Genomic DNA, 15,773 nt, shown 5'->3' with positions numbered 1-15,773 from the left:
CAGGCCGGGGTGCGAATAGGGGCCCGCCGGCGAGTGACGGTATGCGGTAGTGCCTGCCTGCTCGGTTTCCGGTCGGTGTTTCATGGTGTCAGCCCTTCTTGACGTGAAGGCCGCATTCCTTGGATGTCGGATCTTCCCACCACCAGCGGCCGGCGCGGATGTCCTCGCCGACCGCGATGGCGCGGGTGCAGGGAGCGCAGCCGATGCTGGGGTAGAACTGTTCGTGCAGGGCGTTGTGCGGCACTTCGTGCATGCGGATGTAGGCCCACACCTCGGTCTCGGACCAGTCCGACAGCGGGTTGAACTTCACGAGCCCGTTGCCCTCGTCGAATTCGCGCGTCGGCAGACCGGTGCGGGTCGTCGATTGCGCGGCGCGCAGGCCGGTGATCCAGGCCTTCTTGCCGGCCAGCGCGCGCTGCAGCGGCTCGACCTTGCGCATGTGGCAGCAGGCCTTGCGCATCTCGACCGATTCGTAGAAGGCGTTGATGCCGTGCGTGCGGACGTAGGTCTCGACGGCGTCGGACTTCGGGAAGAAGACCTTCAGACGCGTACCGTAGTGCTGTTCGACCTCGCCCATCAGCGTGTAGGTCTCGGCGGGGAGGCGGCCGGTGTCGAGCGAAAAGACCTCGATCGCTAGCTTTTCGCGCAGGATCAGGTCGGTGAGCACCATGTCCTCGGCGCCGAAGCTGTTCGCGAAGGTGATCTCGCCGGCCGCGCCGAATTCGGCGACCGCCGCGCGCAGCAGCGCGAGGGCGGCGTCGGTCTTGTTGCTGACGGCCTCGACCAGCGGCTCGGCGAGCACCGGATGGATGGCCGGATTCTTCGCCGCCGGGCGCAGCAGGCTGACTGCCCCGCTCATGCCTTCACTCCGGCGCGCGCGACGCGGCGGAACAGCGGCTGCGGGTGGAGGACCGAGGCCTGATAGGGTTCGGTGAAGTCGGCGAGGCTCGCGACGGCTGCGTCGAGCTGGGTGTCGGTGTAGCGGCCTTCGCGCGGCTGCAGCGTGTCGAAGCCGCAGCGCGTGAGGTACTTGAACTGGTCGCGCAGGACTTCGCCGAAGGCGATGAGCTGGCCGGTGTAGCCGTAACGCGTGCGCAGCAGCGCGGCGGTCGAGTAGCCGCGGCCGTCGACGAACTTCGGGAAATTCACGGCGATCACGGCGATGCGGCCGATGTCGTCGGCGAGCGCTTCCGGGCCTTCATGGCTGGCGAACCACACGCCGACGTCGCCGCGTGCGGCGAGCTCCTCGCGGCGGGCAAGCCAGGTCGCGAGCGGGACGATCACGCGGCCGGCGGGCACGTCGAGGGTTTCGGCCTCTTCGCCTTCGGCGACGGTGAGGATCTGCCAGTCGTCGTTGACGATGCGGCCGTTCTTGATGACTTTAGACATTGGCGACCTTCCTGTGGGGCTGACGATCGGCATACACGCGCGTCTTGAACGGATCGAGGCCGATACGGCGCACGGTGTCGATGAAGAGTTCGTCTTCGTGGCGTTCTTCGATGTAGGTTTCGATGAGTTCCGAGATCACGTCGGGCATCTCGGCGCGCGCGAACGACGGTCCGATGACCTTGCCGATCGCGGCGTGGTTGCCCTGGCTGCCGCCGATCGTGACCTGGTACCACTCCTCGCCGTTCTTATCGACGCCGAGGATGCCGATGTGGCCGACGTGGTGGTGGCCGCAGGCGTTCATGCAGCCCGAGATGTTGATCTCGATGTCGCCGATGTCGTGCAGGTAGTCGAGGTCGTCGAAGCGCTCCTGGATCGCGGCGGCGATCGGGATCGACTTGGCGTTCGCGAGCGAGCAGAAGTCGCCGCCCGGACAGCAGATGATGTCGGTGAGCAGACCGATGTTGGGCGTCGCGAGGCCGGCCTTGCGGGCAAGCTGCCACAGCGTGTGGAGCTCGGACTTCTTCACGTCGGCGAACACGAGGTTCTGCTCGTGGGTGACGCGCGCTTCGCCGAAGCTGAAGCGGTCGGCCCAGTCGGCGACCAGCTCGAGCTGCTCGGAGGTGATGTCGCCCGGGGGCACGCCCGGCTTTTTCAGCGACAGCACGACCGACGCGTAGCCGGGCTTCTTGTGTGCGCGCACATTGCGCTTCACCCACGACGCGAACGCGAGGTCCTCGGCGATGTGGTGGTGGTAGCCGACGTCGTCGGCCGGCAGAGCCTCGTAGGCGGGATCCTCGAAGAAGTCGGCGACGCGGTGCACTTCCTCTACCGTGAGGGTGTTCGGGCCGTCCTTGACGTGGGCCCACTCCTCGCGCACCTGCCAGCGGAACTCGTCGATGCCGAGCGCGCTGACGAGGATCTTGATGCGCGCCTTGAAGCTGTTGTCGCGGCGGCCGTAGCGGTTATACACGCGCAGGATGGCTTCGCAGTAGGTGATGATGTGCTGCCACGGGATGAAGGATTCGATTTCGCGGCCGATGATCGGGGTGCGGCCGAGGCCGCCGCCGACGAGGATGCGGAAACCGATCTCGCCCGCTTCGTTCTTCTTCAGGTCGAGGCCGATGTCGTGCACCTGGATCACCGCGCGGTCTTCCTGCGCGCCGTTCACGGCGATCTTGAACTTGCGCGGCAGGTAGGCGAACTCGGGGTGGAAAGTGGCCCACTGGCGCAGGATCTCGGCCCACGGACGCGGGTCGATGAGCTCGTCGCCGGCGACTCCGGCGAAGGGGTCGGAGGTGAAGTTGCGGATGCAGTTGCCCGAGGTCTGGATCGAGTGCATCTCGACCTTGGCCAGCTCCGCGCACATCTCGGGGATCACTTCGAGCGGCGACCAGTTGAACTGCACGTTCTGGCGCGTCGTGAAGTGCACGTAGCCCTTGTCGTAGGTGCGCGCGAGTTCCGCGAGCTTGCGCAGCTGGCGGCTGGCGAGGTGGCCGTAGGGGATCGAGACCCGGAACATCGGCGCATGGCGCTGGATGTACAGGCCGTTCTGCAGGCGGACGGGACGGAACTCGTCGTCGCTGAGCTCGCCCGCGAGGTGGCGGCGCATCTGGTCGCGGAATTGCGCGACGCGCTCATCCACGAGTTTCTGGTCATAGGCGTCGTATCGGTACATCGCGTCTCTCTCGTTGAATCCGTCTGTATTGTCGTGGCTTAGTGGCTGACCAGCTTGGCACCCACCAGGACCAGCATGGTTGCCAGGATCGGGCGCAGGATCCGGTCCGGCACCTTGGTCGAAATGTGGCTGCCAACCCAGATCCCGGGGAGCGAGCCGACGATCAGGCTGCCCAGCAGGAACCAGTCGACGCTGCCGAGCATCCAGTGGCCGATGCCGGCGACCAGCGTCAGCGGCACCGCGTGGGCGATGTCAGAGCCCACGATGCGCAGCGCGGGCATCGCCGGGTATAGGAAAAACAGCGCAGTCACGCCGAGCGCGCCGGCGCCCACCGAAGAGATCGAGACCAGCACTCCGAGCACCGCGCCGGTCAGCACGGTCAGCCGCGCCGTGCGCACCGGATCGGGTTCGGCGCCAACGTGCCTGAGGGCATAGGTCTGGATCTGCTTGCGGAAGACCAGCGCCACCGCCGTCAGCAGGAGCGCGACACCCAGCGCGACCTTGATCAGTGCGGCTGCGCCTTCGATGCCACCCGGTGCAAAAGTGCCGACCAGCACCAGCGTGAGTATTGCGGCCGGGATGCTACCGGCGGCGAGGCGCTTTGTCACCGCCCAGTCGACCGTGCCTTTCAGACCGTGGGCGAGCGTGCCGCCCGTCTTGGTGATCGCGGCGTAGAGCAGGTCGGTGCCGACCGCGACCGAGGGATGGATGCCGAACAGCAGCACGAGTAGCGGCGTCATCAGCGATCCGCCGCCGACGCCGGTCAATCCGACGATGGCGCCGACCGCGAACCCGGCGACTGTGTAGGCAAAATCCATGAATACGTTCCCCTTGTATGGTGCGGTGCATCGTATGTGTCTGGTACAGGATCAAAAAGATGGTTTGCGTTAAACTTTAAGAAGTTTTGGTTATAAAGAGATCGCGATGAACCTCCAGCAGCTGCGTTACATCCACGAAGTCGCGCGTCGCGGGCTGAACGTCTCCGAGGCCGCGGAGGCGTTGTTCACGTCCCAGCCGGGGGTGTCGAAGCAGATCCGGCAGTTCGAGGCGGAGCTGGGGGTCGATATCTTCGTGCGCCACGGCAAGCGCCTGGTGGACGTGACGGCGCCGGGGCGGCAGGTGCTGGCGATCGCCGAGCGCATGCTGCGCGACGCCGACAACCTGCGCCAGGTCGGGGACGAGTTCACGAATGAGGTCGCGGGAGACCTCTCGATTGCGACCACCCATACGCAGGCGCGCTATGTGCTGCCGCGGGTGATCCGCGACTTCATGCAGCGTTTTCCGCAGGTGAAGTTGTCGCTGCATCAGGGCAGCCCGCGCCAGGTGTGCGACATGGTGATGTCGGGCGAGGCGCACATCGCGATCGCGACCGAGGCGATCGCCGAATACGACGAGCTGGTGATGTTGCCGTGCTACCAATGGAACCGCTGCATCGTTGCGGCGCCGCGCCACCCGATCCTGAAGGAGCATCCGCTGACGCTGGAGGCGATCGCGCGCTATCCGGTGATCACCTACGACGACGCCTTCACCGGGCGCAGCCTGATCAACAAGGCCTTCCTCGGGCGCGGCCTGCGGCCGAACGTCGTGCTGACGGCGCTGGATTCGGACGTGATCAAGACCTATGTGGCGATGGACCTCGGCATCGGCATCGTCGCGCGCATGGCCTACGACGCGGCGACCGACAAGGCGCTGGGGATGGCCGACGCGTCACACCTCTTCGAGTCGAGCACCACACGCGTGGGGCTGCGGCGCAACGCCTACCTGCGGGGCTACGTGTACGCCTTCATCGAACTGTTCGCGCCGCACCTGACGCGGCGCATGGTGGACGTGGCGCTGGCGGGCGGGGGCGAGGACTACGGGATGTAGTCGTCCGCCAGCAGGCGGTCGAGCGCAGACACGTCGCCGCAGGCGAGCGCCAGCATCAGCGCGACGCGCGCCTGCGACGCGGGCAGCTCGCCGGCGGGATGCGTGCCGAGGCGCTCGTCCAGGGCCTTGCGCCCGACCGGTCCGATGCCGACGCGGGAGGCGCGGATCACCGGAATGCCGCGGGCGACGGCATCGGCGACCGGTGCGTCCCATGCGGCGGGCAGGCTGCCATTGCCGGGGAGGGCGAGGATGATGCCGCGTGCGCCGTCATCGATCATCAGATCGAGGAGTCCGGGCGGCGTGCCGGCGCCGATGTAGAGGACATCGACGCGGGGCAGTTCGGTCCTGTCCGAGGCGAGCGTAAAGACTGGGCGTCCGGTGTGTCGTGCCGGCGCGAAGTAGCGCAGCGGGTCGGTGCGGCCGATGGCACCGCCGCTGGCGCCGCCGAAGGCGTCCAGACGGTGGGTTTCGCGCTTGCGCACGCCGAGGGCGGGATAGATCGCGTCGCCGAAACTGAGGAGCACGCCGCGACCGGCGCTGACCGGGTGGGCGGCGACGCAGGCGGCGTTGTAGAGGTTCATCGGGCCGTCGGCGGAGAGCGCGGTCGCCGGGCGCATCGCGGCGGTGAGGACCACGGGTTTGGCGCTGGCGAGGGTCAGGGCGAGGAAGGCGGCGGTCTCTTCCAGCGTGTCGGTGCCGTGCGTGACGACGATGCCGTCGATGGTGTCGTCGTCGAGCAGGGTCTGCACGCGCCGACCGAGGGGCAGCCAGTGTGCGGGCGCCATGTCCTTGCTGTCGAGGCTGAAGGGCTGCTCGGCGCGGATCCGGGCGACCCCCGCGAGTTGCGGCACGGCCGCGAGCAGGGCGTCGGCGCCGAGCGCGCCGGCGGTGTAGCCGGTGGTGTCGGTCGCCGATGCGGCGGCGCCGGCGATGGTGCCGCCGGTGGCGATGAGGGCGAGGGTGGGCATGGCGGCTTCCTCCGGCCGGCGATCAGATGGGGCGGAACACGGCAATGCGGCGCGCGCGTTCCTGTTCGAGCAGGCGGGTCGCGACGTCGCCGGGGACGCCGAGCGTCTCGAACACCGAGCCGGCGAGCTGCAGGCCCGATTCCAGCGTCTCGGGGATCACGACCGTCGCGCCGGCGTCGCGCAGGGCGTGCGCATGGGCCTCGTCGCGCGCGCGGGCGGCGATGCGGATGCTGGGCGAGGTGGCGCGGATGCCCTTGACGGCATGCAGCGCGGCGGCGGTGCGGTCCATCGTCAGCACGACCGCGACGGCGCGTTCGAGGTGCAGGCGGCGCAGCAATTCCGGGCGGCTCGCGTCGCCGAAATACACCGGGGCGTTCTCCGCCCGCATCTGCTTGACGAGCTTCGCATCGTTTTCCAGTGCGAGGTAGGGGATGCCCTGTTCGGACAGCAGTTCGCCGATGAGCCGGCCGACGCGCCCGTAGCCGGCGATGATCACGTGGCCGCTGAGCTGTTCGAGCTGCCGGTCTTCCTCGAAGACGGGCTTCCCGACGCGCGCGTCGATGCTGTTGCCGAGCTTGCGGCCGAGCAGGGTGAGCGAGGGCGTGATGAGCATCGACAGGCCGACGACCAGCAGCATGAAGTGGCCGACCTGCGGATCGATCAGCTCGAGGCCGAGCGCCATGCCGATGACGATGAAGGCGAACTCGCCGCCCTGGCCGAGCATGATGCCGCCCTCGGTCGCGCGCCCCCAGGACAGGCCGAAGAGGCGGAACAGCACGATCAGGATCAGCGCCTTGATCGCGAGCACGCCGATCACCGACAGCGGCAGCAGCAGCGGCTTGGCGAGGATTGCGCTGATGTCGATGCCCATGCCGACGGACATGAAGAACACGCCCATCAGCAGGCCCTTGAAGGGCTCGATGGTGACCTCGACCTCGTGGCGGAACTCCGTCTCGGCGATCAGCAGGCCCGCGAGCAGGGCCCCCATCTCCATCGACAGGCCGGCAAGCCGCGTGAGCACGGCGACGCCGAGGGTCGTCAGCAGCGTCACCGCCATGAAGGACTCGGACTGGCGGCTCGCGGCGATCTGGTGGAAGAGCGGGCGCACGACGCGGCTGCCGATGAAGTAGATCAGGCCGACGGTGATGACGCCCTTGAGCGCGGCGATGGCCATCAGCGCCGCGACGCTGTCCCCCGACTTCTGGCCCAGCACCGTGACCAGGACCAGCAGCGGCACGACGGCGAGATCCTGGAACAGCAGCACCGAGAAGGTCGCCTGGCCGAGCGGGGTGCCGAGCTCGCGGCGCTGCGTGAGCAACTGCATGACGACGGCGGTCGAGGAGAAGGACAGCACCACGCCGAGCACGACGGACGATTCGATGCTGTTGCCGAAGGCGTAGGCGATGCCGCCGATCGTGAGCGCCGACAGGCCGACCTGCAGGTGGCCCAGCCCGAACACGAGGCGGCGCATCGCCCACAGGCGGTCGACGGACATCTCCAGCCCGATCATGAACATCAGGAAGATCACGCCGAATTCGGCGAAGACGGCGACGTCCTCCTGGCGCGAGAAGGTCAGGTAGCGCAGCCACGGCGAGCTGTCGGTGTACTGGCCGAGGCCGAAGGGGCCGACGATCATCCCGACCGTGAGGAAACCGAGCACCGGATTGATGCTGCGGCGCTGCAGCAGCGGGATCAGCACCCCGGCGAGCGCGAGGAAAAGGATGACTTCGTGCAGGAAGGCGGGAGCGTCGTGCGCGTCCATTAACGGATCTTGTCTTGGCGTATGCCGTAAGTGTATCGGATCGGTGTGTCCCCAGAACCTGCGGACAACACTGCCTGCGGGGCGCGTGCGGCGCCGGGCTTACGGACTGGAGTCTTCCAGCTGCGCTTCCTCGCGTTCCTGCTGCTGCAGCGCCCACATGCGGGCATAGTCGGCGCCGCGCGCGAGCAGTTCGGCATGCGTGCCGCGCTCGACGATGCGGCCCTGGTCGAGCACGATGATCTCGTCGGCGTTCATGATGGTGGAGAGCCGGTGCGCGATCACGAGCGCGGTACGCCCTTCGGCGGCGAGGTCGAGCTGGGCCTGGATCGCCTTCTCGGTCTTGGAGTCGAGCGCCGAGGTGGCCTCGTCGAAGATCAGGATGGCAGGGTTCTTCAGCAGCGCGCGGGCGATCGCGACGCGCTGCTTCTCGCCGCCGGAGAGCTTCAGTCCGCGCTCGCCGACGCGCGTCTCCCAGCCGTCGGGCAGGCGCGCGATGAAGTCGATGAGCTGGGCGGCGCGCGCGGCGGCCTCGACCTCGGCGCGGCTCGCGTCGGGGCGGCCGTACTGGATGTTGTAGAACAGCGTGTCGTTGAACAGCACCGTGTCCTGCGGGACGATGCCGATCGCCTGGCGCAGGCTCGTCTGCGTGAGCGCGCGCAGGTCGTGGCCGTTCACGCGGATCGCGCCCTGCTGGACGTCGTAGAAGCGGTACAGCAGGCGGGCGAGCGTCGATTTGCCCGAGCCCGAATGGCCGACGACGGCGACGGTGCGCCCGGCCGGAATCGCAAAGTCGACGTCGTGCAGGATGACGCGCTTCGGGTCGTAGGCGAAGCCGACGTGCTCGAAGTACACGCTCGCGGGGCCGGGCAGCAGCGCGAGCGCGTCGGGCGCATCGGCGACCTCGCGGTGCTGGTGCATCAGGCCGAACATGCGCTCGATGTCGGTGAGCGACTGGCGCAGCTCGCGGTACAGCACGCCGAGGAAGTTGAGCGGGATGTAGAGCTGGATCAGGAAGGCATTGACCAGCACGATGTCGCCGATCGTCATCGCGCCGGTTGCCACGCGGCTGGCCGCCTGCCACATCATCGCCGTGACGCCGACGGCGATGATCGCGGCCTGGCCGATGTTGAGCGCCGACAGCGACATCTGGTTGGTGACCTGCGCGTTGGTCCATTTCTGCATCTGCTCGTCGTAGCGGCGCGCCTCGAAGTCCTCGTTGTTGAAGTACTTGACGGTCTCGAAGTTGATCAGGCTGTCGATCGCGCGCGCGTTGGCGGCCGAGTCGAGCTCGTTGGCGTGGCGGCGCAGCGCGGTGCGCCAATTGGTGACGCGGACCGTGAAGAAGATGTAGAGCACGAGCGTGCCGAGCGTGATCAGCGCGAACACGGCGTCGTACTGCACGAGCAGGATGCCGACGACCAGCCCGATCTCGATCAGGGTCGGCAGGATCGAGTACAGCGTGTAGCTGATCAGCGAGCCGATCGAGCGCGTGCCGCGTTCGATGTCGCGCGTGAGCCCGCCGGTCTGGCGTTCGAGGTGAAAGCGCAGCGACAGCGCGTGCAGGTGGCGGAACACGCGCAGCGCGATCTCGCGCACGGCCTGCTGCGTGACGCGCGCGAACACGATCTCGCGCAGCTCGGTGAAGAGGGACGTCGAGAAGCGCAGCACGCCGTAGGCGAGCAGCAGCGCCGCGGGCACGACGATGAAGGCCTGCTCGGTGGTCAGCGCGAGGCGGTCGATGAGCTGCTTGAAGATCAGCGGCACCGTGACGTTCGCGCCCTTGGCGGCGACGAGGCAGGATAGCGCGAACAGGACGCGGACCTTGTAGGCCCAGATGTAGGGAAACAGGCTCTTGATCGTCTGCCAGTCGTGGCGGTCGGTCGGCTCGGGGCCGGGCAGGGCGGTGGCGGGTGCGCGTCTCATCGGGCAATTCTAACGTGCGGGCGCTACCATTTCGCCTTTCGCCCGCCCCGTCCGGGGCGCGGCAGACGAATCGGGATGGCGGAACGATGGAGAGCGGTTCGGCAGGAGTGGTGGTCTGGTTGGTCGCGGTGCTGGGCGGCGTGCTTGCGGGCGCCCTGCTGGTGTGGCTGCTGCTGCGCGGGCGGGCGGCCGAGGCGGCGGCGCTGGCGGTCGAGCAGGGGCGCGCGGAGGTGCGCGTGGAGCTGGCGACGGCGAACGAACGGGCCTCGCGCGTCGCCGGGCTGGAACAGCAGCTCGCGGCGACGGCCGCGCAGCTGAGCGCGGCGCGCAGTCGGCTTGCCGAACTCGATGCCCGTCTCGACGCCGAACGCCGCGCGGCCGACGACAAGCTCGCGATGCTGATCGCGGCGCGCGAGAGCCTCGCCGACCAGTTCAAGAGCCTCGCCAACGACATCCTCGAGGAGAAGGCGAAGCGCTTCACCGAGCAGAACCGGACCAACCTCGGCCAGCTCCTCGACCCGCTGCGCCAGAAGCTGCAGGAATTCCAGGGCAAGGTCGAGCAGGTGTATGTGCAGGAAGGCAAGGACCGCAGCGCGCTCGCCGAGCAGGTGCGTCAGCTGATGGAGCTCAATCAGTCGCTGAGCCAGGACGCGAAGAATCTCACGCGCGCGTTGAAGGGTTCGAGCAAGACACAGGGCAACTGGGGCGAGCTGATCCTCGAGCGCGTGCTGGAGGCCTCGGGCCTGAGGAAGGGCGAGGAGTATGACGTGCAGGAGAGCCACACGCGCGACGACGGCTCGCGCGCGCAGCCCGACGTCGTGATCCATCTGCCGGAAGATCGCCATCTCGTCGTCGACGCGAAAGTGTCGCTGACCGCCTACGAGGAGTACGTGACCGCCGAGGACGAGGGCGAGCGCCAAACGTGGACCAAGCGCCACCTCGATTCGGTGCGCGGCCACATCAAGGGCCTGTCGGAGCGCAACTACCAAGACCTGTACGGCTTGAAGTCGCTCGACTTCGTACTGATGTTCGTGCCGGTCGAGCCTGCCTTCATGCTCGCGGTGACGCACGACCGCGAGCTCTTCATGGACGCGTGGCAGAAGAATGTGCTGCTGGTGAGCCCGTCGACGCTGCTCTTCGTCGTGCGCACGGTCGCCCACCTGTGGCGCCAGGAGGCGCAGAACCGCAACGCGCAGGACATCGCGAAGCGGGGGGCGGACCTCTACGACAAGCTGGTCGGCTTCGTCGAGGATCTGGAAGCGGTTGGCACCCGCATCGAGCAGGCGCAGAAGGCCTATCACGCCGCGCACAACAAGCTCGCGAGCGGGCGCGGCAACGTGATCCGGCAGGCGGAGATGCTGAAGCAGCTGGGGGTGAAGCCGGCGAAGGCGTTGCCGGGGGGGATGGTCGAGGCGGCGATGGATGGCGACGAGGCCGTCGCACCGGTCGCCGGGGCTCAGGAAGCAGTCGCGGCGCGGTAGACGCGCGCCTCCCACGGCGCGAGGCTCAGCACGTGGCGCGGACCGTGTGCCGCGACCGGGCGGTTCGCGAGCAGCAGGCCGGCGGAGGCGAGCGCGAAGCCGGCGTGGCGGAACGTCGCAGGACGGGCGCTCAGGTTGCAGATCACGGCGATGTGATCGCTGCCCTCGCCGCGGGTGTAGGCATAGATCCGCGAGCTGCGCGTTGCGAGTTCGGTGTAGCGGCCGTGGATCAGCACGGGCTCGCGCCGGCGCAGCGCGATCAGCGCGCGGTAGTGGTTGAGCACCGAAGTCTCGTCCGCCTGCTGGCGCGCGACGTTGAGGCGGCGGGCGTCCTGGTGCGCCGCGAGCCACGGCATCCCGGACGTGAAGCCGCCGTGCGGGGCGTCGTCCCAGGGCATGGGCGTGCGAGAAGTGTCGCGGCCGGTGCGGCGCATTTCGTCGAGGATCGCATCCTCGCTCATCCCCGACGCGCGCATCTCGGCGATGCGGTTGTGCGCGAAGCTGTCCTGGAACTCGGCGAGGTTCGCGAATTCGGCGTTGGCGAGGCCGAGTTCCTGCCCTTGGTAGATGAAGGGCGTGCCTTCCATCAGGAAGTACATCGTCGCGAGCGCGGTCGCGCTCTCGCGTGGGTGGCGCTGCGGGTCGCCCCAGCGCGAGACGACGCGCGGCAGGTCGTGGTTCTCCAGATACAGCGCGTTCCAGCCGCGCCCGTGCAGCGCGCGTTGCCAGCGGCCGAGGATGCGTCTGAGCGCGACGACGTCGAGCGCCGCCTGCGGGGCGTTCGACCACAGGTGCCAGTGCTCGAACTGCAGGATCATCGACAGGCGACCACGCGCTGTCCCGACCCATTCCTCCGCGGCGTCGGGGCCGATGCCATTGGCCTCGCCGACGGTCATCGCGTCGCGGCCGGCGAGCGTCTCGCGGGCGAGCTCGTCGATGTAGTCGAGGATGCCGGCGACGTTCATGTGGTACGGGTAGGCGGCGACCTGCGCGAGGCCCTGCGGATTGGGCATGTCGGGCAGGTCGTTTGCCTTCTTGATGTGGGTGATGGCGTCGATGCGGAAGCCGTCCACGCCCTTGTCCAGCCACCAGCGCATCATCGCGTGGATCGCTGCGCGTGCGGCCGGGTTCTCCCAGTTGAGGTCGGGCTGGCGGCGCGTGAAGAGATGCAGGTACCACTGGTCTGTCGCCGCGTCGTGTTCCCACGCCGGGCCGCGGAAGATGCTCTCCCAGTTGTTCGGCGGGCCGCCGTTGCGGCCGTCGCGCCAGATGTACCAGTCGCGCTTCGGGTTGTCGCGCGAGCTGCGCGACTCGACGAACCACGGGTGCTCGTCGCTGGTGTGGTTGATGACGAGGTCGAGGATCACGCGCATGCCGCGGCGATGCGCTGCGGCGAGCAGGCGGTCGAAGTCGGCCATGCTGCCGAACTCGTCCATGATCGCGCAGTAGTCCGAGATGTCGTAGCCGTTGTCGTCGTTGGGCGAGCGGTAGACCGGGCACAGCCACAGCACGTCCACGCCGAGCCACTGCAGGTAGTCGAGCCGCGACAGGATGCCCGGGAGGTCGCCGATGCCGTCGCCGTCCGTGTCCATGAAGCTGCGCGGATAGATCTGATAGACCACTGCCTGCTGCCACCATCTGCTTTCCATCGCCGGACTCCCGTGCGCGACTCGCGCGGCATCGCATTTCAGGAGTGTGCCGCACCTGGACGATGGTCGCGAGACACCAGGGGATGGGATGCGGTGCCGGATCCGTCTGGCACGCCGCTGTCCGTGCAATATCGCAAAGACTGCATGCGCATCGGAGATTACAGTGGAGCCAGGATTGCCGGCGGGCGCTGACCAAGGGAGGTCAAATCATGCATGCGAACAGTCCGAAACTGCGGGGGGTGAACCTCGGGAGCTGGCTGCTGCTGGAAAGGTGGATGGTCCCCAGCCTGTTCGAGGGACTTGCCGCGACCGACGAGACCTCCTTCTGCACCGAACTCGGCTCCGCGGCCGCGAAGCGCCTGCGCGGTCACTGGCAGCGCTGGATCACCCGCGAGGATTTCGCGTGGATCGCCGAGCGCGGTCTCAACGCGGTGCGTATTCCCTACGGCCACTGGATCTTCGGCCCGGACTACCCTTATCACCGCACATACGGCGACAAACCCCATCCCTTCGTCGAAGGCGGCATCGAGGTTCTCGATCGCGCAATGGACTGGGCGCAGGAATTCGGCCTGCGCGTCATGCTCGATCTGCACGCCGCGCCGGGTTGCCAGAACGGCTTCGACAACGGCGGGATCATGGGGGTGTGCGAGTGGCACACGCAGCCGGAGTATCTGGACCATGCGCTGTCGGTGCTCGAGCGCATTGCCGAGCGCTATCGCGCGCATCCGGCGCTGCACGCGATCGAATGCCTCAACGAGCCGCGCTGGGATGTGCCGACTGAATACCTGAAGGATTTCTACGTCGCGGCCTACGAGCGTATCCGCAAGCATTGCCCCGCCGAGCGTGTCGCGGTGGTCTTCCATGATGGTTTTCGCTCCTATCGCGAATACGTCGGCTTCATGCAGGCGCCCGAGTACCGCAACGTGATCTTCGACCTGCACCGCTACCAGTGCTTCGATCGCCGGGACATCGACCTCGACATCTTCGGCCACAAGGCAAAGGCGGGCGGGGAATGGCGCGACGAGGCTGACGCGATCAACGCCGAGCTGCGTCTGCCGGCGGTGTGCGGCGAATGGAGCCTGGGCCTGGACCTGCGCGTCGTGTCGCTGTGGGCCGAGGGGCCGTTCAACCACGCGCTCGAGCACATGGACGAGTTCCAGCAACACGTCGCGAATCGCGGCTACGGCGCTTCGCAACTGCTGGCCTTCGAGAAATACCTGGGCTGGTTCTTCTGGAGCTACAAGACCGAGACGACGCCCGCCTGGTGCTTCCGCGACTGCGTCACGCGCGGCTGGTTACCGTCCCACTTCCGCTGATCCGGTGAGGGGGGCCGGGCTGGCGGCCGGCTCCTCGACAGGAGGCTTCGCACCGGGCGTGTCGATGCGGTGCAGTTCCAGTCGGCGTTCGAAAAAGTGCTCGAGGCTGCTGTGCCGGCTGACGCACAGCAAGGCGGTGTTAGGCAGTTCGTGACGCAGCATTTCCATGATCTCCGCCTCGGCCTTCGCATCGAAGGCTTCGGTCGTGTCCTCGAGAAACACCCACGCCGGCTGCTGCAGGAACAGCCGCGCGGTGCTCAGCCGTTGCTGGGCGCGCAGGGGCAGCACGTGGTTCCAGTCGTCGGTCTCGTCGAGCCGCGGCACCAGCCACGCGACACCGGCGCATTCCAGCGCACGGCGCAACTCGGCAGTGTCGTAGTGCTCCGCCTGCTGCGGATAACACAGCACCGCGCGCAGGCTGCCGGTGGGCAGGAACGGATGCTGCGGCAGGAACACCATCTGCGGGCCTTCGGGCAGGCAGATCTCGCCGCTGCCCCACGGCCACAGCCCGGCCACGGCCTTGAACAGCGCCAGCTTCACCTGCGAGTCGCCGACGATCAGGATCCGTTCGCCGCGCCGGACGCGCAGGTTCAGGCCGCGGATCAGCGGCTCTCCGGCTGGGGTGTCCAGCGACAGGCCGCGCAGGTGCAGTTCGGCGTTCGTCGAATGCCCGATTCTGATGCGGGCCGGCGCGCCCTCGCCGTCGATGGCGTCGAGCCGCAGCATGTCGTCGTGCAGGTTCACGACGCGCCCGGCGGACGTCCGCCACATTGCGATTTCGCCCAGCTTGTCGATCGGCCAGGACAGTGCCGACGCCAGCCGCTCGAACGCCTGCGCGGCCTGCATCAGGCCGCCGAGTGTCAGCGCGCCGGCGATGAATTGCGGCGCAGCCACGAGGATGGGGAAGACCGGCATCAGGTTGCCGTAGGCGGTCGAGAACGAGACGATGCCCAGGTAGGCCAGCGTCTGGCGGTTCCAGACGCGCGCGATATCGGCGAAGAGTCGCGCCGCGCTGTGCCGCTCCATGCGCTCGCCGTGCGTCAGCGCGATCGCTTCGGCGTTCTCGCGCGCGCGCGCGAGGCTGAAACGCAGGTTGGCCTCGACGCTCTGCAGCCGGTTCGTTGCACGCACCAGCGGTCGGCCGAGCAGGTAGCCGATTGTCGCCCCCCCGCCCGCGTATGCGAAGGCGAGCAGCACCATGTAGCCGGGTACTTCGAATTCGCTGCCCGGAAACGTTGCGCTGCCCGAGATTTCCGAAAGGATCGCGATGAAGCCCGAGCCGATCAGCATCGAATAGGTCAGCGAATGCGCCAGGCTGATGGCTGCCTCGGTGGAGATGCGGATGTCCTCGGCAATGCGCTGGTCGGGGTTGTCGTGCTCGCCCTTCATGAATTGCAGACGGTAGTGGCGCGAGCGCGTCATCCACTTCTCGACCAGGTTCGCGGTGAGCCAGCGCCGCCAGTCGAGCTGCAGCCAGCGCTTGACGTGCATGTGCAGCGCCGTGACGGCCATCGTCAGCACGAGGATCAGCGCAAAGACCAGGATCTGCTGCAGCAGCGCGTCGAGCGAGCGCGCCTCGAGCGCATCGAAGAAGGCGCGATTCCAGTAGCTCGTCCACATCACGAGCACGACCTGGCCGATCGTCAGCAGCAGGAACAACAGGGTCGCGCCGGCGATGCGCCAGCGTCGCTCCGATTTCCAGTAGGGCAGCGCCAGACGGGCGAAGCGCCGCACCGCGTGGCCG

12 protein-coding genes are annotated in these 15,773 nt (G+C 67.8%); 3 read left to right on the top strand and 9 right to left on the bottom strand.

Annotated elements, in window-relative coordinates:
- Positions 1 to 88 precede the first annotated feature (88 nt).
- From GPA27_RS13035 to GPA27_RS13020, 4 genes are read right to left on the bottom strand one after another with little or no spacing between them, the layout of a single operon-like run.
- Positions 89 to 859, bottom strand: coding sequence for a phosphoadenylyl-sulfate reductase (locus GPA27_RS13035; RefSeq protein ID WP_169141059.1), 771 nt, complete (start codon positions 857 to 859; stop codon positions 89 to 91).
- Positions 856 to 1,389, bottom strand: coding sequence for a DUF934 domain-containing protein (locus GPA27_RS13030; RefSeq protein ID WP_169141058.1), 534 nt, complete (start codon positions 1,387 to 1,389; stop codon positions 856 to 858). Before GPA27_RS13030 ends, GPA27_RS13035 begins: the two co-directional genes overlap by 4 nt.
- Positions 1,382 to 3,064, bottom strand: a complete 1,683-nt coding sequence (locus tag GPA27_RS13025; protein ID WP_169141057.1) for a nitrite/sulfite reductase — start codon at positions 3,062 to 3,064, stop codon at positions 1,382 to 1,384. The genes GPA27_RS13030 and GPA27_RS13025 overlap by 8 nt, the downstream gene beginning before the upstream one ends.
- Before the next feature lie 38 nt (positions 3,065 to 3,102).
- Entirely contained in the window at positions 3,103 to 3,882 is a 780-nt protein-coding gene (locus tag GPA27_RS13020; RefSeq protein WP_169141056.1) for a sulfite exporter TauE/SafE family protein, read from the bottom strand.
- Between the two features lie 106 nt (positions 3,883 to 3,988).
- On the opposite strand from GPA27_RS13020, the gene cysB reads away from it, so the two are divergent.
- Complete coding sequence (gene cysB, locus GPA27_RS13015) at positions 3,989 to 4,930, top strand: HTH-type transcriptional regulator CysB (protein ID WP_169141055.1); 942 nt, start codon at positions 3,989 to 3,991, stop codon at positions 4,928 to 4,930.
- Here cysB and GPA27_RS13010 read toward each other — a convergent pair.
- The 3 genes from GPA27_RS13010 to GPA27_RS13000 all read right to left on the bottom strand — a co-directional run bounded on the left by GPA27_RS13010 (position 4,918) and on the right by GPA27_RS13000 (position 9,583).
- Positions 4,918 to 5,898 carry an asparaginase gene (locus tag GPA27_RS13010; protein ID WP_169141054.1) on the bottom strand — a complete coding sequence of 327 codons (981 nt, stop codon included), beginning with the start codon at positions 5,896 to 5,898 and terminating at the stop codon, positions 4,918 to 4,920. The two genes, cysB and GPA27_RS13010, sit on opposite strands and share 13 nt — an antisense overlap.
- A 22-nt stretch (positions 5,899 to 5,920) precedes the next feature.
- Positions 5,921 to 7,660 (bottom strand): cation:proton antiporter domain-containing protein, encoded by a 1,740-nt coding sequence (locus GPA27_RS13005; RefSeq protein WP_169141053.1) that lies wholly within the window; start codon positions 7,658 to 7,660, stop codon positions 5,921 to 5,923.
- A gap of 99 nt (positions 7,661 to 7,759) precedes the next feature.
- A complete protein-coding gene (locus GPA27_RS13000; protein WP_169141052.1) occupies positions 7,760 to 9,583 on the bottom strand; it encodes an ABCB family ABC transporter ATP-binding protein/permease in 1,824 nt (607 codons plus the stop codon).
- Between the two features lie 86 nt (positions 9,584 to 9,669).
- On the opposite strand from GPA27_RS13000, the gene GPA27_RS12995 reads away from it, so the two are divergent.
- The gene (locus GPA27_RS12995) at positions 9,670 to 11,064 is read left to right on the top strand and encodes a DNA recombination protein RmuC (protein ID WP_169141051.1); all 1,395 of its coding nucleotides are present in this window, start codon (positions 9,670 to 9,672) and stop codon (positions 11,062 to 11,064) included.
- On the opposite strand, the gene GPA27_RS12990 is transcribed toward GPA27_RS12995, so the two are convergent.
- A complete protein-coding gene (locus GPA27_RS12990) occupies positions 11,040 to 12,713 on the bottom strand; it encodes a glycoside hydrolase family 13 protein (RefSeq protein WP_211164980.1) in 1,674 nt (557 codons plus the stop codon). The two genes, GPA27_RS12995 and GPA27_RS12990, sit on opposite strands and share 25 nt — an antisense overlap.
- A 209-nt stretch (positions 12,714 to 12,922) precedes the next feature.
- Here GPA27_RS12990 and GPA27_RS12985 point away from each other — a divergent pair, with 209 nt between their 5' ends.
- The gene (locus tag GPA27_RS12985; RefSeq protein WP_169141050.1) at positions 12,923 to 14,029 is read left to right on the top strand and encodes a glycoside hydrolase family 5 protein; all 1,107 of its coding nucleotides are present in this window, start codon (positions 12,923 to 12,925) and stop codon (positions 14,027 to 14,029) included.
- Here GPA27_RS12985 and GPA27_RS12980 read toward each other — a convergent pair.
- The coding region (locus GPA27_RS12980) for an ABC transporter ATP-binding protein/permease (RefSeq protein ID WP_169141049.1) at positions 14,009 to 15,773 on the bottom strand (1,765 nt) is incomplete at its 5' end. The two genes, GPA27_RS12985 and GPA27_RS12980, sit on opposite strands and share 21 nt — an antisense overlap.

This window comes from Aromatoleum toluolicum (genome assembly GCF_012911005.2).
GTDB lineage: Bacteria > Pseudomonadota > Gammaproteobacteria > Burkholderiales > Rhodocyclaceae > Aromatoleum > Aromatoleum toluolicum.
This window is presented reverse-complemented; position numbering and strand designations above follow the sequence as displayed.